The sequence below is a fragment of the Paenibacillus sp. sptzw28 genome (assembly GCF_019550795.1).
Taxonomy (GTDB): Bacteria; Bacillota; Bacilli; order Paenibacillales; family Paenibacillaceae; genus Paenibacillus_Z.
On record NZ_CP080545.1, the window covers coordinates 2,416,648 to 2,434,033 of the forward strand.

The following is a 17,386-nucleotide window of genomic DNA, read 5'->3' on the forward strand; positions in this document are numbered from 1 at the left end:
AACGTACAAGAAAGCGGTGTGTATGTGCAACAACCGATCGCAATATTGGATTCCGGCGTAGGCGGCCTAACCGTCGTTCGTGAAGTAATGCGCCAGCTCCCACGGGAGAAAATCATCTACTTTGGAGACACGGCCCGCACACCATACGGTCCGCGTCCTGCAGAAGAGGTTACGCGGTTCACCCGGGAAATCGTTGATTATTTGGTTCAATTTCGTCCGAAAATGATCGTTATCGCTTGTAATACTGCGACAGCGGTTGCACTGGATGACATACGTTCCCGAGTTGCCATACCGGTAGTCGGCGTTATTCATCCTGGTGCCCGTGCCGCAAACGGCCGGACCCAAACCGGAATCGTGGGCGTCATCGGAACGGAAGGCACGATCCGCAGCGGCGCATACGAGCAAGCGCTTAAGCAGCTGTCGCCGAACATAGAAGTGATCAGCTTGGCTTGCCCGCGTTTCGTACCTCTTGTGGAGCAGGGTAACTTCCGTTCGCAAGAAACCTATGAAACAGTAAGCGCATCGCTTGAACCGTTGAGATCGCGAAAACTTGATACGTTGATTTTGGGATGCACCCATTATCCGTTTCTGGTTGACACGATTTCCGAAGTGATGGGCAGCAGCGTTAATTTGATAAGTTCGGCTGATGAGACAGCGCGTGAGATCAGTACCATTTTGTATGACCGCAACCGGCTTGCGCGAAATGACGAGCTTCCGGTGCACCAATTTTTTTGCAGCGGGGATGCCCGCATGTTCAAAACGATCGCGCAGCAATGGCTTGGCGAACAGATCGAACTGACACCGGTGGTCTGGCAAGTGCCCCAAATCGGCTGACAGCTTCGGTTCAGGGAGCGGTTCCAATCGTTCATTAGGACGATGGAGCCGCTCTTTTTTATAGTTTTTCGCTATACTACGCTGCACAGAACCAAGGTGCAAGGAGCACCCATGGAGTTGGTCCGTGCTGGCCGACAGCCGCTTCTCTTGCCGACCTTCTCTTCGTCCCGGCAATAGGTTGGTATGCGCTAAACCTGCCCTGCATAGCATGTGACTAGAAGGAGCGAACCGCTCGTGAAAGCATGTTCAAAAAGGAGGTTTGTGATGCTTCCCTATATCGTACAGCCTGGTGACACGCTGCTGCGCATCGCGCGAAGGTTTGAGGTCAACTCAGCGTCCATTATTGCCGCAAATCCGCGGATTTCTCCGGAAGAGCAGCTTCTGCCCGGTCTGCTGCTGTCAATTCCGGCGCAGAGCATCACCGTATACTGCGTTCAGCCGGGCGATACGATCCTTCGGCTTGCGTCTGTTTTCTCAGTTACCGTTACTGCCCTTATTGCTTCGAATCCTCATCTGGATCCGAAGCGACCAGTACCAGGGCAGCTGCTCACCGTGCCGGCGGGTGGCTACCACCGGATTGTCGATCCTCGAGCCGAATACGGATATAAAGAGCTGACAAAGGACCTTGAAATACTTGAAAGTGAATACCCTTTTCTGCAAATGACTGTAATCGGGAACAGTGTGATGGGTAAGCCGCTTCCTGCCATCAGGCTGGGAGAAGGTCCTCGCACCATCCAGTTCAGCGCATCCATGCATGCCAATGAGTGGATTACTTCCACGCTGCTGATGACCTTTGCAGAGGATGCGGCCAAAGCATGCGCATTGGGCGGCAAGCTTGGAGGTGCGGACATCCGCGGGCTGCTTCAGAAGGTAACCGTATGGTTCGTTCCGATGGTGAATCCCGACGGAGTCGAACTGGTCCAGGAAGGGCTTCGGCCGGGTCATCCGCACTATACCGAGCTGCTTGCGTGGAACAGGCAGTCCTTTCGTTTCATGAAATGGAAGGCTAACATCCGCGGAGTCGATCTGAACGACCAATTTCCCGCATTCTGGGAAGAGGAGGTCGAGAGAAGGTGCGCCGATGGGCCGGGTCCTCGCGACTATCCCGGGGAAGCACCGCTCACCGAACCCGAAGCGCTGGCTTTGGCCGAATTTACCCGTGAGCAGCGGTTCGATCTTGTCGTGGCGCTGCACACGCAAGGACAAGAAATTTACTGGAATTACCGCGGATATGAGCCGCCGGAATCCGAACGGATCGCGCGCAGGCTGGCGAAAGCCGCGGGCTATAAGTCCGTGAAGCTGCAGGGGAGCGATGCCGGCTTTAAGGACTGGTTTATCCAGGACTTCCGTAAACCCGGTTTCACCGTCGAAGTCGGACTCGGCGTGAATCCGCTGCCTGTTGAATCATTTGCGGATTTGTACGATGAAGTCCGCCCTCTGCTGATTGCCGCACTCGAAGCCGCTGCAGGGTTGAAGCAATAACGGCGGTGGCTGACGGGCGGCTGGTCTTAAGGTATGCTATAATGGGCGGAAGCGTACGTTTCCTGAAGGGAGATTTAACTCTTTCTTCGAGTGATGGGATGTTTCGCCATAAAAACCTGAGGAGACTGCCATTATGAGCAAACTGCTCTCGCTTCGCCATTGGCGTCATGTGTTTGTCCGGATATTCCGCCTGCTCGCCTCGCGGGAAGTCCGGCTGCTGGACAAGCTTCTATATGCGGTGCCCGTCCTGCTGTACTGGGTCCTGCCTGATTTCATACCGTTTCTGCCGATCGATGACATTGCGGTGACGATGATCGCCGCGGAATGGTATACCCGGTACATGGAACGAAAATACGGGGAACAGCCGGGCAACCGTTTGCAATAGAATTCTTCTTTAAACGGGAGACAAAGCGGCTTGAATAAACCGCAAGGTTTCATTACAATAGGAAAGATGATTTATTGAGGATACTTCCGGCTTGGGTGCTGTTCCCGGTTGTGAACGGAAGCGGGATAAGGAGAGGAACATGACGATGAAATGCAAAATAACGCGTAACGCAGCAAAGGTTCTGCGTCAGGAGCTGGACAAGCCCGAGAATGAAGGGAAACTGCTGCGTATTTACGTTACCCACTCGCATGGCGATCATGCGCATTATGGAATGAGAATGGACGATGCCGGCGCTGACGACGAGGTCGTTGAAACCGACAAGGAAATAACCGTTGTACTGGAGAAGGGTGCCGAGCTGCTTGACGGCGTGAAGATCGATTATTTTTATTTGCCTAAGGAAGGCTTCGTCATTTCCAACCCGACAAAAGGCAACCACGGCGATCACTAAGGAGCAGGTTGCTGCCGGAAAGTAAAGCGGGGAGACAGACGATGGCTAACGACATTCGCATTTGCGACAAATGTAAACATATCCGTACGAAGACCATGCTGCCAAAGCTGCAGCAGATGGCTCCAGACGCGGAAATTCGCGTTGGCTGCAAGTCGTACTGCGGACCTTGCTCGCGCTTCGCGTTTATTTTCATTAACGGGCGTTATGTTACGGCGCCTACGGAGGACGAAGCGATCGAGAAGGCCCGCAAATATGTGAAATAAGCTGAATCCCCGCTGATTAAACAATCAGCGGGGATTCTTTTATGAGGAAGTATAAGGTTACAGTATACTTTGCTTATAATTTTGAGAGAAGAAGCTTGACCTATCTTCAGAGACGGGCTATCGGCTTTAAGGCTGTTTCCGGTAATGTTTAATCAGGTTATGTTCAATAACCAGATCGGAATGAGTGAGCTCATCGCGGGCATAGTCCGCACCGGCTTGGCAGACGGTCGTCTCGAGGGGAGCCGCACTCGCGAAATCGAGACATTTATCGTGCTCAGGCAGCAAATCCTCGGATGGAATATAGAACACTTGGCCGTCGGTAAAACTGCCGTTGCGAAGCACGACCTTTTTGCCCTCAAGCGGCTTTTCCGTTACGAGCGGAGTACCGATCATATACTTGTCCGCGCTTGAAATGCCAAGCAGATGCAGGATGGTCGGCGTTAGGTCAAGCTGCCCGCCTACCTGTTCGTATACCCCTGAGCGGTCGCCATTGGGAATATGAACGAATAACGGTACTTGCTTCAGAATATTCAGCCGTTCCAGTTCGCTCAGCGGCTTACCGAGGAATTTCTCAAACGGCTCCCATTCCCTGATCGAATTATCATGGTCGCCATAGAACAGGAATATGGATTTGTCCCACAACCCTTCCTCCTTCAGCCGCTCCACCAAATGTCCGAGCGAAGCGTCTACATAATGGACGGATTGCAGATAATCGCCGAATATCGTTCCAGTGAATTCTCCGGTGTCCAATGACTGGGCGCGCTCCGGAATCGTATACGGATGGTGACTGGATAATCCGATCAGGTACGAATAGAAAGGCTGCTTCTGCTTCAACATCAGATCCACGGATTGCTGAAAGAACGAATTGTCTCCGAGCGACCAACCAAGCGGCTCATCGATTTTAAAGCTTTTCTTGCTGTAGAAAGCATCGTAGCGCATCGCACTGTACATCGTGTTGCGGTTCCAGAAGCCGCCGTCATATGCGTGATAGGCGGCCGTCGTATAGCCGTTGTCCTTCAACGCGGACGGCATGCTGTCGTATTGGTGCTGAGGGTAGCGGATGAATACCGATCCGGTCGGCAGGGGCTGAAGCGAAATGTTCGCCGCCAGATCGGCGTCGGACGTACGGCCCTGGGACGTCTGATGATAGAAGTTTTTGAAGTACATTGATTCTCCGAGCAGCTTGTTCATGTTCGGCGTTACTTCCTGCCCGTTTATTTTTTGACCGATAACGAAGTTTTGGAACGCTTCTAGCTGTACCATAATGACGTTCATGCCTTTATATTTACCGAACATCGGGTCATCTTCCAGCTGTTTTCGGACGGCGCCGCGCTCACCGAACCACTGCTCCGCTTCGCTGACTTGCTCCGCCGGGACCGTTTTATCCATGAACAAGCGCTCTTTCCCGAAGCGGTAAATATCATAGCCGTGGAAGCCGATAACGCCTGTAATGTTATAGAGCGACATGTTCCACCAATTGCTGGCGAACAGTCCGGCCGCCCAGGTCCGCGTCGCCATGTTGACAGGAACGAAGACGAGCGTGAGTCCGGTCGCAAAAACAATCATGCTCAGCGACATTCTCATTAACGACCGGCGCACCCATTTCGGCTTAACGAATGAGACCTGCGCCCGAGCCTTGCGTTTTCGGAAGGCTAAATATAACACGAGGGGAATCAGACACACCCAGTCTATGAAATACCATATGTCGGCAGGGGTAAGCAGAGAGCCGATACTTTCGCCGAGCGAGCCGACTTGTCCGGCCTGTGTAAGAACCGGAATCGAAATAAGATCCTGAAAATACCTGAAGTACAGCAGATCCGCGTATACGATAATCGTCAGCACCATATTAAGCAGCGCAAGTACGGTCACACGTGCGCGAACCGGCAGCCACAGCGTCCAAAATGAAACGAGTGCCAGCGTCCCCAGCCCGACAAATACGTCGTCCACATCCATACTCATATTCGGCACATCGACAAAGCGGTCGAATAAAACGAGCTTCGCCATCATTAACACGTAAAACAAAAACAGGTCAATGCCCTTCGTCCGATCTATCATGCCAAGCGCCGCACTCGCTGCGCGCCGCATAACAGGTTGTAACCATCCAGCCATTAGCAGTGTAATCCTCTCTGTCTTTACGAAATGTCAATAATTCTCCTCCCAATTATATTACACTGTCCGATCTTTTCAAGAATCAAGGCTTTTCCTTACCCGGAAAAGGAGGAAGCGGCCCGAAATATTGGTACAGCGCACATTCGATCCGGCCATTGAACAGCTTCCGCCGCTTATCCGCATTGCGGCCGAAATAATGCTCTACCGCTTTGGACGGGCTTATTGCGAAGAAGGACCAGGTCGGCAAATAAAGCGCAAATCGTCCAAGCTCGCGAAGCGCTTTCTCCGCTTCCGCTTCATCGCCTAACCGGGTTCCATATGGCGGGTTCGTAATAATGCAGCCGTAGTCGCCCTCCGGCTTCGCTTTGGCGATCGGGAGGACGCTGAATTTGATGTCGCGGGCAAAGCCCGCCTTCTTCGCGGCGGCTTCGGCCACTTCAATCGCGGCAGGATCGAAATCCGAGCCTGCGATTGAAAGCGGAATATCGTCCTTCACCGAGTCGAATGCTTCCTCGCGCGCCGCTTCCCACAGCTCCTCGGGGACAAGCGGCCAACCCTCGCTGTTGAACGAACGGCGCAGGCCCGGCGCAATGTTCCAGCCGATCATAGCGGCCTCGATCGGAATCGTGCCCGACCCGCAGAAAGGGTCGTACAGCGGCCTTTCGGGGCGCCAGCGGCTGAGCAGCACCATTGCCGCCGCCATCGTTTCCTTCAGCGGCGCCTCTGTTACAAGCTTGCGGTAGCCGCGCTTATGCAGTCCGGGTCCAGTCGTGTCGAGCGTGATCAGAGCCATATCGTTAAGCAGCGACACTTCGATAACGAATCTCGCGCCGTCCTCCGGGAACCATTCGGTCCCATATGTCGCTTTCATTTTCTCAACAACGGCTTTCTTCACAATACTTTGGCATGCCGGCACGCTGGTAAGCTGCGATTTGTGCGAGCGGCCTTCAACCGGAAACTCGCCGTCTCCCGGAATCCAGTCCGCCCAATCGACCGCCTTCGTTCCTTCGAACAATTCTTCGAACGTACGCGCCGGGAATTCGGCCATTTTCACCAATACCCTGTCTGATGTACGCAGCCAAAGGTTGGCGCGGCAAATATCGGCGGGCCCGCCGGTAAAGTTGACTCGGCCGTTCTCGACTCTTACATCGTCATATCCAAGATCCTTCAATTCCCTCGCGATTACCGCCTCAAGTCCCATAGGGGATGTTGCAATCAACTGCAGCTTTTCCAAGTTATGTTCACTCCGCTTCGCTTCTTTGGTTGTTTCCGTTCACCGAAAATCATACAATCAAGTATAGGACAAACGAAGGTGGCAATACAAACTTATAGCTGGGAAGGGGAATGAGACCGATGTCTACAGAGCAATATGTGGAGCGGCTGCTCGGTAGGGATGCCGATTTGGAGCGTGTACATAAGACAATTCGAGAGCATGAAATGCCGGAGATCTCGATAGCGCCCGGGTATGGAAGATTACTGACGATGCTTGTCCGTATGTCAGGGGCGAGGAATGTGCTTGAAATCGGCGCTCTCGGCGGATATAGCGGCATTTGTCTGGCAAGGGGATTATCGGATGGGGGCAGGCTCACATCCCTTGAGCTTCTTCAGGACTATGCCGATGTAGCCCGAGGCAGCCTGGAAGCGGCTGGACTTGGGCACCTGGCCGAATATATCGTCGGCGATGCGAAAGCGAATTTGTCCCTTCTTGAACGGGAAGGGAGGAAGTTCGACTTCTTCTTCATCGATGCGGACAAAGAAAGCTATCCGCTTTACCTGGAATATGCCATCAAGCTGGCCAATCCCGGTGCGGTTATTACAGGCGATAATGCGCTTCTTCACGGCAAAACGACCGATCCGGAGAAATCGGGTCCGTCTGTCATCGCCATGCGTCAATTTAACGAACGAATGGTTACTGACAAGCGGCTAATCGGCACATTGCTGCCGGCTTACGACGGGCTTGCAGTGGCTATGGTGAAATAACGGCTTCGTTCACATGTTTGGTTACGCTTGCGGTTGCGGTTGACGGATCTTCCGGGGCTCCTATATAATGGTTATCATTACAAGCGCCCACAGCGGGAAAGGCAAGGTAACAGGAGCATGGATAACTAATCCTTTTTAGACACGCACGATCGTATATTTCATACGGTGTACATGTTCTGAAGATAGGATTCGTTTGTCCATTTCACTCCATACCCTGCCGGTAAACACCCGTATTTGCGTTCAAGATGAATTATTTTGACCGCTCCTTCGCATACCGGCGGCCTGATCCCGTTTTCACACGCAGCTTCCAAAGTGCGGCAAGGCTTGCAAGCCGTGAAACCGGATTTCCATGGACACAAATGAGCGAATCCTCCTTCAGATCGAGCTAATCGAACTGGGGAGGTTTTTTTATGCAGCTGATGACAATTGAAGGAATCGAAAAATATATCGCCGACCGTCTGCTTTTTCGGCAGGAAGGACGCATCTTGATCGAAGGCGCGGCCAGAATCGGCGTGGTCGGACGCAACGGGGCGGGCAAATCGACGCTTCTTGCGATACTTGCCGGGCGGATGGAGGCGGACGGAGGGCGGATTATCCGTTCATGTACGGCCGCCGAGCTGCTGCAGGCGGCCGGCAGCCGCGGCGGTAAGCAAGCGGCCCGGGAGACGGCGATGCCGGGTGCAGCGCCGGAACGCGAAGCGGAAGCGGCCAAGCGGTGGGCCGCCCCTGAGGAAGAGGCGGCTGAAGCTCACGGCAGCGGAGGTGAACGGACACGGCTGGCCTTGGCCGCGTTAATGGCGACCGGAGCGGAGCTGCTCATAGCGGACGAACCGACGAGCCATCTGGATGCTGAAGGCACGAAGCAGCTTGAGGATACTATCGCAGCCTATGACGGCGCTGTCGTGCTCGTATCTCATGACAGGGCGCTGCTTGACGCTGTTTGTACCCAAATCATTGAGCTGGAAGACGGCAAGCTTACTTTATTCGATGGCAATTATTCCGACTACCGCCGGGAGAAGCAAGCCCGCATCGCCCGTGCACGTTTCGAGTACGAGCAGTATGCGAAAGACAGAGCGCGCCTTGAAACGGCGATTGCCGAGGTCATGGACTCAGCCAGGGGAGTACGGAAAAAGCCGAGACGGATGAGCTATAAAGAGGCGAACCTCGGCATCTGCAAGCGTGACGGCGCCGAAATGTCCCTTCACCGCAAGGTGAAAAGCCTGGAGTCGCGATTATCGCGGCTGGAGGTTAAAGAAAAGCCGCGGGACGAAGAGGCTCCCTTGTTCGATGCCTCAGCCCATGAGTCCTGCCGCAGCAAGCATGTGCTGCGTATCGAAGAGCTCACAGCGGAATTCGGCGACCGGGTGCTGTTTCGCAGGCTGAACCTGCATGTCAGACCCGGCATGCGCATCGCCCTGCTCGGACGAAACGGTGCAGGAAAAACAACGATGCTGCAGATGATCGCGGGGCAGGTGAAGGGCGTCACGTTCTCGCCAAGCTGCCGAATGGGATATTTCCGGCAAAATCTTACGCTGCTCGATGAGAGCAAGACGGTGCTGCAAAACATCATGGCAACGACAAACTACAATGAAACCCATGTGCGGACCGTGTTGGCGCGAACGCTGTTCAAGCGTGAGGATGCGCTCAAGCATGTTAGCGAGCTAAGCGGCGGGGAACGAGTCAAAGCTACGCTTGCGAAGCTGCTACTCGGCGGATACAATACGCTTCTGCTTGACGAGCCGACCAATTATCTTGACTTATTCGCAAGGGAAAGCCTTGAGGAGGCGCTAGGACAATACCCCGGTACGATATTGTTCGCATCCCACGACAAGACATTCGTTCGAAAGGTAGCAACACATAAGCTGTATCTGAGGGATGGAGAGTGGGAATTGAATGCACACGGGGATGAGCCGGATTCGGCGCAAGCCGGTCCAGGCGGAGCAGCAGCCTCTGCCAAAGCTTCGCAAGAAGCGGACGAGGAAATCCGGCTCGAGCTGCTCCGGCTGGAGTGGGCGATCACCGAAACGCTCGGCCGGCTGTCGGTTCTCCGCCCTGGCGAAGATCCGGCTGAGCTCGACGCCGAGTTCAAGCGGCTTGTAGCCCGCAAGCGAGAGTTGTTGACGCTGGGATAAACGTCAGCTCTGTTTCTCGGCGGCGCGGTTCTTGGAGGAACTGATGAGCACCCGGCGGCGCAGTTTATTGTGCCGCCGGGTATTTTCGCACAGCCGCTCGAATAAGTGTCCGCCAAACCCAGACGGCATTGATAACGAACAGTGCCGCTGATGTAAGGAAGACGCCGCCGATACCGATCCAGCCCGATATTACCCCGCCGACAATCGGACCGATCATGTTGCCGAGACTGAGCGTGCTGCTGTTGAAGCTGTACGAGCGGCTCTCCATTCCGTCCGGCGTGAACCTGCGGATAAGCGCATTTACGGAAGGGATGAGGCCCCCGAGGAATATTCCCTGAATAAACCGGAACAGAAGAAGCTGCCACACCGACGTCGCCATAGCCTGGGGGATGAACAGAAGTGCAGCACCAATAAGCGAGACGCCCAGCACGCGTTCTTGTCCGATCCGATCGCTCAGCCGCCCCAGAAGCGGAGAGGCAATCATATTTGAGAGTCCCGCCGCTGAACCAACGAAACCCGACCAGAAAGCGAGATTAACGGTTGACCCGTGCAGCTGCTGAACATAGAGAGGCATCAGCGGCATCGGTCCGATCATCGCGAACTGGAGCAGAAAGGTTACGGCGAATAACGAGCTGAGCTGCGGTATCCGTCCGAGCAGCTTGAAGCCGTGGGCGATCGATACGTTCGGCCGTTTCGCGGCGGACGCGCGGTCGAAGCTTTCTTTGACGACAAACAAAGCCAGCAGCGATGCGAGAAACAACAGTGTCCCGGTCAGGTAGAAGATAGGACGGAAGCCGACCTGGTCGGCCAACAATCCGCCGATGAACGGTCCGAGTATCGTGCCCGCGATACCGCCGGACTGCAGCGTCCCCATCGCAAAGCCCATCCGGTCTTTCGGAGTCGTGGCGGATATGAGCGAAATCGATGCAGGGTTAAAGCCGGAGATCGTCCCGTTCACCATCCGCAGCAGCAGCAGATGCCAGGGCGAGGTGGCAAAGCCCATGAGCGCCATTACGATCGCCATGCCGAACCCTGAACGCAGCAGCATCATTTTTCGCCCGTAACGGTCGGACAGCTTGCCCCATAGAGGCTGAAACAGGAAGGCTGTCACAAAGTTTCCCGCAAAAATAACGCCCGCCCACGTGGCGATTTCGTGCGGGTTCGTAAGTCCTATGCCTTCGGACTGCAAATACAGCGACATGAATGGAATAATCATCGTCATTCCGGCCATAACGAGGAACTGTCCCACCCAAAGGACGGCCAGGTTCTTCTTCCATTGTTCCATAGTAAGGCCCTCCCGTCTTGCTGCTTGACTCATTAAACACAATAAAGACAGTATATCATAGAAGGGCAGCCCGCCACTCCCCCAAAAACCCGCTCTGAAAATCGGGTCAGATTTGGAATGCTTGTCAACGACGGCCGCTTACGAACAGCCGGGTGAAGCCGGACGATGCCCATTTGTCATACGATTGTCAATGATCGTCGAATGTTGACAGTTGTTACACCGCTGTAAAAAGGGCATAATGGAATGGAAACGATGGGAAAACAGTAGAAATGGGGAACGTCAATGAGCTACAACGATCGGTTCATCCGCGCTTGCCGCAAGGAGCAAGTCGATCGCGTACCCGTCTGGTATATGCGACAAGCGGGGCGCTATGATCCCGAATACCGTAAAATAAAAGAGAAATATTCGCTGCTTGAAATATGCCGTCAGCCAGAGCTGGCAGCCGAGGTTACGCTTATGCCGGTGAAGAAGCTCGGTGTTGATGCGGCTATTTTGTATTCCGACATTATGAATCCGGTCGCATCGATCGGCATAGATTTTGATATTGTGCCGAATGTCGGGCCGGTTATAGACAATCCGATCCGTACAGCCGCTGATGTGGCCAAGCTGAGACCGATCGATGTTGAGGGTGATTTGTCTCACGTTCTGGATACGATTCGTATATTGGACCGCGAGCTTGATGTGCCGCTTATCACCTTTGCGGGAGCGCCCTTTACAATAGCGAGCTACTTGATTGAAGGTCGTCCGTCCAAATCCTACATACGGACCAAATCGCTTATGTACGGCGATCCGGCGGTATGGCATCAGCTGATGGATAAACTTGGCGACATGGTTATTGCTTACCTGCGTGCCCATATGGCGGCGGGGGGCAAAGCGTTCCAGCTGTTCGACAGCTGGGTCGGTGCGCTCGCGCCCGACGATTTCCGGCGGTTCGTGCTGCCTACGATCGAGCGGATTTTCGATGAGCTGTCCGACCTGCCGCAGCCGAAAATATATTTTCCCGGAGTTGCTTCAGGCGAGCTGCTTCCGACTCTTGGCTCGGTAAAGGCTGATGTGATCGGACTCGACTGGCGCGTGCCGATTACAGAGGGGCGGCGCCGTCTGGGCGGAGGTTTCGCGGTGCAGGGCAACCTCGATCCTTATGTGCTTACCGCGCCTATGGATGTCGTGAAATCTTACGCAAAAGGGATTATTGATGAGGGTATCGCGCAGCCGGGATTTATTTTCAACCTTGGCCATGGATTGTTTCCGGAAGCTTCACTTGACAAGCTGCGCGAGCTGACCTCATATATTCATAAGTATTCGGCGGAAGCGATTGCCGGGTCGAAGCGGGAGGAAGCGCGTCATGCCTGACCTTAAAATCGGGGTGCTTGTCATGTCTTACGGAACGCCGGAGAGCATGGACGGCATTGAAGAATATTACACCCATATCAGGAGGGGACACCCTCCTACAACGGAGCAGCTCGCCGAGCTGAGCGGCCGCTACGAGGCAGTCGTGGGCGGCGTCTTCCCGCTTCGGGAGAACACGAACCGGCAGGTGGCCGGGCTTCAGGAGAAGCTGGATACAATTGCGCCGGGGCGCTACGTTTGTTATCAAGGATTAAAGCATGCGCGGCCATATATTGAGGATGGTGTCGCCGCAATGTTCAAAGACGGCATTCGCACGGCGATCGGTATCGTTCTGGCGCCGCATTACTCGGTTATGAGCGTTGGCGGTTATATCAAGCGCGCTCGGGAAAAAGCGGATGAGCTTGGCCTGGAAATGACTTTTGTGGAGAGCTACCATTTACATCCTAAGCTGATCGAAGCGCTTGTGCACCGGGTGAAATCGGCGCTTGATGTATTTGACCGTACGCGGCCTTTAAAAGTGCTGTTCAGCGCCCACAGTCTCCCGGAGAAAATCAGGGAGATGAACGATCCTTACGAACGCCAGCTGAACGAAACCTCAGCTGCGGTTGCCGAAGGTGCAGGCGTGTCCGACTGGCAGTTTACATGGCAGAGCGCAGGCCGAACGCGCGAGCCGTGGCTCGGACCGGATATTCTGGAAACGCTGGCGGAAGCAGGCGAGAGGGGATACAAGCAGGTGCTCTCCGCTCCGATCGGCTTTGTGTCCGATCATTTAGAGGTGCTGTACGATCTCGATATCGAAGCACAAGCGGCAGCGCGGGAAATCGGAGTTAAGTTTGAGCGGATTCAGATGCTGAATACCGATCCACTTTATATGGACACGCTTGCGGAATCGGTACGAACTCAGGATAAATGGCCATTTTAGGTTGTCATATCATGTATAGAAAGCGGCACATGCAGGAAGAGGAGATGAACGCGAATGCGGGGAAGCGGACAACCTGATCGATTAGTCGTCATTGGCGGCGGGATCAGCGGACTGAGCTCCGCTTTTTATTTGCTGCGGGAAGCGGAGAAACGCGGACGCAGCATACAGGTTACTATCGTTGACCCGGCGGAGCGGTTAGGCGGCAAGGTCAACACGTTAAAACGGGACGGCTTCGTTATCGAGAGAGGGCCGGATTCTTTCCTGGCCCGTAAGACGCCGATTATCGATCTGGCTTATGATCTCGGTATCGAGCATGAGCTTGTCGGCACCAACCCGGGGGCCAAGAAAACATATATCCTTCATCGAGGCAAGCTGTACCCGATGCCGACGGGTCTGGTTCTGGGAATACCGACGGAAATTACACCATTTGCAAAGACCGGCTTACTCTCGTGGCCCGGGAAGCTGCGCGCTCTGCTGGATTTTGTGCTTCCTGCCCGCAGGGAGGAAGGTGACGAGTCGCTTGGCGATTTTCTGTCGCGCCGTCTGGGCGACGAAGTGATGGAACGGGTGGCCGAGCCCCTCCTTGCCGGGATCTATGCGGGCGATTTGCGCAAGCTGAGCCTGCAGTCGACATTCCCGCAGTTCCGCGAAGCGGAAAGAAAGCATGGGAGCCTAATCCGGGGAATGCGGGCGAACAAGAGAAAGGCAGCTGCAGCTGCGGCTTCCGGAGCAGCCAATCTGCCTCCACAGCTTCGCAGCAGCATGTTTCTCACATTTAAAGGCGGACTGGCTACGATGATTAATGCGCTGGATAGCGCGCTTTCCGGCGTGGAACGAAAGCTCGGTATCAAAGCGGTAGCCTTTCGAATTAACGAGCCTGATATCGGAGAAGACGGGGATAGCTTATATTTGCCGGATTCCGGCGCAGGTACGGAAGCTGGCGGACAACCTCCGGCACCTTACGAAATTCTCCTAAGCAGCGGCGAGATACTGGGGGCGGACGGTATTGTCATAACCGCACCGGCTTATGACGCTGCGGAACTGCTCGAGCCTCATATGGAAACAGCGGCACTGCATGCCGTACGTTACGTCTCGGTCGCCAATGTTGTCATGGCTTTCGACAAGGAGACCTTCGGTCTTGAATTTGACGGGTCGGGGTTCGTTATTCCCCGGTCCGAAGGTACCACTATTACGGCTTGCACCTGGACATCCGCCAAGTGGCTGCATTCGAGCCCGGGCGATAAAGTGCTGCTTCGCTGCTATGTCGGCCGTTCCGGAGACGAAGAAGTCGTCGATCTGCCGGATGATCAGCTGACCGAAGCGGTTCGACGCGATATCCGCGAAATCATGGGAATCACTGCGGTGCCCTTGTTTACGGAAATCACACGGCTGCATCGTTCCATGCCGCAATATCCCGTCGGACATACGCAGCAGGTTGCTTCCCTGCGCGCATCCATGGCCGCTCAAATGCCAGGCGTTTGGGTGACAGGCGCCGCGTTCGACGGCGTGGGCTTACCTGATTGTATCCGCCAGGGCAAAGAAGCGGCAGCGCGTGTCTATGAAGCGCTTAGCCGCAGTTAAAGTAAGAAAGGGACAGCGAAAGCCAATTGGCTTTCGCTGTCCCTTTTTATTTTGCCGAAATTTTCGATGAGGAGCGGCTCTAAGCCTGCCGGCGAACGGATCAATCGAGTGGCAGATCCATGTTTCCTTCACGTTCCGCCTGCTTCCGGTGAGCGATCCTGCTGCTGGCCGACGAAGCAATGGCGCCGATAATATCGTCAAGGAACGTATGACACTGCGCTCCCTCTTTGTCATTCAGTTTTTTCAAAATGCCCGGTTTGAGCTTATCGACATAGCCAAAGTTGGTGAACCCGATGCTGCCGTATACATTCACAATGGAAAGCGCCAAAATCTCGTCGCAGCCGTATAAACCTTCGTCGTTCTCGATCATTTCCTGGAGCGGCGGCATCAGCTTGCCTTCTTCAGCCAGCAGATCGAGCTGAATGCCGGTGAGCACCGCATTCTGGACCTCGCGTTTGGAGAGTACGGCTTGAACGTAAAGCTCGCACTCCTCGATAGTCAGCTCCGGGTAGTAATCCTTTTGCAAGAACATAACGAGCTCGGCGATTTGCTTCGTTGTTACACCGCGTTTGGCGAGCCATTCGTTCGTGGCTGAGGCGACTTTTTCACTGTTTAAGCTGTACAATTTCGATTTGGACATATGGACTCACCTCTTGTCTCGAAATGGTGGACAAAACTGGTCTAATTGATAGGAAGGGCTCGTATACATAGTACTACAAAAGACGAACTTGTACCAAATGAATACCAATTACATGAATGCCAACCAATTAACGGGGAGGAAAAAACGACATGAATTACTATCGCCTGTTTCGCCGGGCTGCGCTCGCCGGAGCGCTGGCGCTGCCCATCCTGACCACCGGCTGCGGTTTATTCTCGCAAGAAGCGAGCAAATCGATTGATCCGCCGCAAACCGGTGCGCAAAACGTCGACAGCATGATTAATACCGCACAGACCGCCGCACAGGGCGATCAGACACAAATGACGGTATACCTGAAGGACGATAACGGTATGCTCGCTCCGGTTACCGTACAAGCCGCACTGGGAGCCGGAGAAAAAGCCGGCCAGAAAGCGCTCGAAATGATGGTAGACGGCGGTCCATACGCGAATGAACTGCCGGAAGGCTTCCAAGCGGTACTTCCGAAAGGGACTCAAGTTAAGGGTTTCAACATTGTGGCTGACCAGAAGTTGGCAATAGTCGATTTCTCGAAAGCGTTCGAGGATTATAACGCAGCGGACGAACGGCATATGGTTGAAGCGGTCACATGGACATTAACCGGAATGGAAGGCATCCAGAAGGTGCAGATTTGGCTGGAAGGACAGAAGCTGAACGAAATGCCGGTTGACGGCATGCCTATCGATCAGCCGCTGACCCGTGCGGTGGGCATTAATCTCGAGGCGGCGGACGGAGTCAATAATTACAGCCAGACAACGCCGGTCACGTTGTATTTCTCTGCCGTCACGCCAAATGACCAGATGTATTTCGTACCTGTCACCCGGCTCGTAAACCGGTCTGATAACCGGGCGAAAGCGGCTATCCAGCAGATGATCAGCGGCCCTGCCGACTCCCGCCAGCTTACCGCCGTCATGACGCCGGACGTCGTAGTCAACAGCGTCACCAAGAAGAACGACGTCGTAACCATCGATTTGCAGGATAACTCTTATCAAGAAGGGCAGCAGGAGCCGGCTGAAATGCTGCAGGCTATCGTTCTCGCATTGACTGAGAATACAGGCGCCGCCAAGGTCCAAATCAAGCTGAACGGAAAAACCGACATTAAGGATACCAACAATCAATCATACAGTCAGCCTGTGAGCGCCCCGCAGCATGTCAACGCGTTCAAGTCTTAATATAATGCACCGACAGCGCTGCAGTGCATAACGCAACGCAAGAAGCCTGCCGAGGTTATCGGCAGGCTTCTTCGAACTAAAAAAGCTATGAGGTTTGAAAATCCATTCTTTTACGGAATTATCAATACACCGCTTCCTTATTGCCGGCATTATCCTCGCTGTAAAAGTCCAAATTGCCCGAGCCATACAAAACGAAAGGGTCGGTATAGACGGTCCACGCGCCTTTATTAATTCGGTAATAAGTTATTTTTACGCCGGACGAATTATCTGTAGCGGTCAAAGTGACGGTATAGCCTTTGATGTATTTTTTGCCCCCTTCGTTGACCCAGTTTGGCTTGACAGAGTATTTGGTTATGGGGGCAGCATTGTCAGGTGCAGGTGCTGACATGGAGGATTGCAGGATTGTTCCAGCCTTACCCACCGCCACAAAGGTGCGGTATCCGTAAGCGATGCCTTGAAGATCTAGCGTAGCGCCGGAAGAGCGACTCGTCCAGTTAATTCCATCAGGGGATGTCAGAATCGTTCCATCTTCACCCGTCACGATATATGAACCATTTCCGTATGCGATTTCATTTAAATATTTTGATGTGCCCGACTGGCGGCTTGTCCAGGTTGTTCCGTCAGCGGATGCCAGAATCGTTCCGGATCTCCCCACCGCCAAGAATATGCCGTTGACGTACGCCACCCCGTCTAGCGGTTCTATGGTGCCAGACTCGCATTTAGTCCAGTTCCTTCCATCCAGGGAGTTGTAAACCATTCCACCCTCGCCT

Annotated in this window: 16 protein-coding genes; 11 read left to right on the plus strand and 5 right to left on the minus strand. The window is 54.1% G+C overall.

Annotation, left to right across the window (positions count from 1 at the left end):
- Window positions 1-24: 24 nt before the first annotated feature.
- From racE to KZ483_RS10675, 5 genes are all read left to right on the plus strand, one after another.
- A complete protein-coding gene (gene racE / locus KZ483_RS10655; RefSeq protein WP_309568661.1) occupies window positions 25-834 on the plus strand; it encodes a glutamate racemase in 810 nt (269 codons plus the stop codon).
- Between the two features lie 264 nt (window positions 835-1,098).
- On the plus strand, window positions 1,099-2,316 hold the full coding sequence (locus tag KZ483_RS10660) for a M14 family metallopeptidase (protein ID WP_220352625.1): 1,218 nt from the start codon (window positions 1,099-1,101) through the stop codon (window positions 2,314-2,316).
- A gap of 133 nt (window positions 2,317-2,449) precedes the next feature.
- Window positions 2,450-2,701: a hypothetical protein gene (locus KZ483_RS10665; RefSeq protein ID WP_220352626.1), complete on the plus strand. Its 252-nt coding sequence runs from the start codon at window positions 2,450-2,452 to the stop codon at window positions 2,699-2,701.
- Between the two features lie 145 nt (window positions 2,702-2,846).
- Window positions 2,847-3,149 (plus strand): iron-sulfur cluster assembly accessory protein, encoded by a 303-nt coding sequence (locus KZ483_RS10670; protein WP_220352627.1) that lies wholly within the window; start codon window positions 2,847-2,849, stop codon window positions 3,147-3,149.
- Between the two features lie 41 nt (window positions 3,150-3,190).
- Complete coding sequence (locus KZ483_RS10675) at window positions 3,191-3,412, plus strand: YuzB family protein (RefSeq protein WP_220352628.1); 222 nt, start codon at window positions 3,191-3,193, stop codon at window positions 3,410-3,412.
- Between the two features lie 126 nt (window positions 3,413-3,538).
- Here KZ483_RS10675 and KZ483_RS10680 read toward each other — a convergent pair whose 3' ends face one another.
- Together KZ483_RS10680 and KZ483_RS10685 are read right to left on the minus strand one after the other, a co-directional pair.
- Complete coding sequence (locus tag KZ483_RS10680) at window positions 3,539-5,521, minus strand: LTA synthase family protein (RefSeq protein ID WP_258881639.1); 1,983 nt, start codon at window positions 5,519-5,521, stop codon at window positions 3,539-3,541.
- Window positions 5,522-5,603: 82 nt separating this feature from the next.
- Complete coding sequence (locus tag KZ483_RS10685; RefSeq protein WP_258881640.1) at window positions 5,604-6,755, minus strand: THUMP domain-containing class I SAM-dependent RNA methyltransferase; 1,152 nt, start codon at window positions 6,753-6,755, stop codon at window positions 5,604-5,606.
- Between the two features lie 119 nt (window positions 6,756-6,874).
- On the opposite strand from KZ483_RS10685, the gene KZ483_RS10690 reads away from it, so the two are divergent.
- A complete protein-coding gene (locus KZ483_RS10690) occupies window positions 6,875-7,501 on the plus strand; it encodes an O-methyltransferase (protein ID WP_220352629.1) in 627 nt (208 codons plus the stop codon).
- Between the two features lie 410 nt (window positions 7,502-7,911).
- A complete protein-coding gene (gene abc-f / locus KZ483_RS10695; protein WP_220352630.1) occupies window positions 7,912-9,633 on the plus strand; it encodes a ribosomal protection-like ABC-F family protein in 1,722 nt (573 codons plus the stop codon).
- 64 nt (window positions 9,634-9,697) lie between these two features.
- Here abc-f and KZ483_RS10700 read toward each other — a convergent pair whose 3' ends face one another.
- A complete protein-coding gene (locus tag KZ483_RS10700) occupies window positions 9,698-10,918 on the minus strand; it encodes an MFS transporter (protein WP_220352631.1) in 1,221 nt (406 codons plus the stop codon).
- A 282-nt stretch (window positions 10,919-11,200) separates the two neighbouring features.
- Between KZ483_RS10700 and hemE the strand changes: the two genes are divergently transcribed.
- The 3 genes from hemE to hemG are packed head-to-tail and all read left to right on the plus strand — an operon-like array spanning window position 11,201 to window position 14,771.
- Window positions 11,201-12,271, plus strand: a complete 1,071-nt coding sequence (hemE, locus tag KZ483_RS10705) for a uroporphyrinogen decarboxylase (protein ID WP_220352632.1) — start codon at window positions 11,201-11,203, stop codon at window positions 12,269-12,271.
- Window positions 12,264-13,190, plus strand: a complete 927-nt coding sequence (hemH, locus tag KZ483_RS10710; protein ID WP_220352633.1) for a ferrochelatase — start codon at window positions 12,264-12,266, stop codon at window positions 13,188-13,190. The genes hemE and hemH overlap by 8 nt, the downstream gene beginning before the upstream one ends.
- Window positions 13,191-13,244: 54 nt before the next feature.
- On the plus strand, window positions 13,245-14,771 hold the full coding sequence (gene hemG / locus KZ483_RS10715) for a protoporphyrinogen oxidase (RefSeq protein ID WP_220352634.1): 1,527 nt from the start codon (window positions 13,245-13,247) through the stop codon (window positions 14,769-14,771).
- 100 nt (window positions 14,772-14,871) lie between these two features.
- Here the strand turns inward: hemG and KZ483_RS10720 are convergent, their stop codons facing one another.
- Entirely contained in the window at window positions 14,872-15,411 is a 540-nt protein-coding gene (locus KZ483_RS10720; RefSeq protein WP_220352635.1) for a phosphatidylglycerophosphatase A family protein, read from the minus strand.
- A gap of 149 nt (window positions 15,412-15,560) precedes the next feature.
- On the opposite strand from KZ483_RS10720, the gene KZ483_RS10725 reads away from it, so the two are divergent.
- Complete coding sequence (locus KZ483_RS10725; protein ID WP_220352636.1) at window positions 15,561-16,616, plus strand: GerMN domain-containing protein; 1,056 nt, start codon at window positions 15,561-15,563, stop codon at window positions 16,614-16,616.
- A 121-nt stretch (window positions 16,617-16,737) separates the two neighbouring features.
- Here the strand turns inward: KZ483_RS10725 and KZ483_RS10730 are convergent, their stop codons facing one another.
- A complete protein-coding gene (locus KZ483_RS10730; protein ID WP_220352637.1) occupies window positions 16,738-17,373 on the minus strand; it encodes a WD40/YVTN/BNR-like repeat-containing protein in 636 nt (211 codons plus the stop codon).
- Between the last annotated feature and the right edge of the window lie 13 nt (window positions 17,374-17,386).

What these genes read in the sequence shown, in the direction of transcription:
- abc-f (WP_220352630.1), top strand. Translation starts at nt 7,912, where the DNA reads ATGCAGCTGATGACAATTGAAGGAATCGAAAAATATATCGCCGACCGT.
- KZ483_RS10730 (WP_220352637.1), bottom strand. Translation starts at nt 17,373, where the DNA reads ATGGTTTACAACTCCCTGGATGGAAGGAACTGGACTAAATGCGAGTCT.
- hemE (WP_220352632.1), top strand. Translation starts at nt 11,201, where the DNA reads ATGAGCTACAACGATCGGTTCATCCGCGCTTGCCGCAAGGAGCAAGTC.
- KZ483_RS10675 (WP_220352628.1), top strand. Translation starts at nt 3,191, where the DNA reads ATGGCTAACGACATTCGCATTTGCGACAAATGTAAACATATCCGTACG.
- hemH (WP_220352633.1), top strand. Translation starts at nt 12,264, where the DNA reads ATGCCTGACCTTAAAATCGGGGTGCTTGTCATGTCTTACGGAACGCCG.
- hemG (WP_220352634.1), top strand. Translation starts at nt 13,245, where the DNA reads ATGCGGGGAAGCGGACAACCTGATCGATTAGTCGTCATTGGCGGCGGG.
- KZ483_RS10690 (WP_220352629.1), top strand. Translation starts at nt 6,875, where the DNA reads ATGTCTACAGAGCAATATGTGGAGCGGCTGCTCGGTAGGGATGCCGAT.
- KZ483_RS10720 (WP_220352635.1), bottom strand. Translation starts at nt 15,411, where the DNA reads ATGTCCAAATCGAAATTGTACAGCTTAAACAGTGAAAAAGTCGCCTCA.
- KZ483_RS10680 (WP_258881639.1), bottom strand. Translation starts at nt 5,521, where the DNA reads ATGGCTGGATGGTTACAACCTGTTATGCGGCGCGCAGCGAGTGCGGCG.
- KZ483_RS10660 (WP_220352625.1), top strand. Translation starts at nt 1,099, where the DNA reads ATGCTTCCCTATATCGTACAGCCTGGTGACACGCTGCTGCGCATCGCG.
- KZ483_RS10665 (WP_220352626.1), top strand. Translation starts at nt 2,450, where the DNA reads ATGAGCAAACTGCTCTCGCTTCGCCATTGGCGTCATGTGTTTGTCCGG.
- KZ483_RS10725 (WP_220352636.1), top strand. Translation starts at nt 15,561, where the DNA reads ATGAATTACTATCGCCTGTTTCGCCGGGCTGCGCTCGCCGGAGCGCTG.
- KZ483_RS10700 (WP_220352631.1), bottom strand. Translation starts at nt 10,918, where the DNA reads ATGGAACAATGGAAGAAGAACCTGGCCGTCCTTTGGGTGGGACAGTTC.
- KZ483_RS10670 (WP_220352627.1), top strand. Translation starts at nt 2,847, where the DNA reads ATGAAATGCAAAATAACGCGTAACGCAGCAAAGGTTCTGCGTCAGGAG.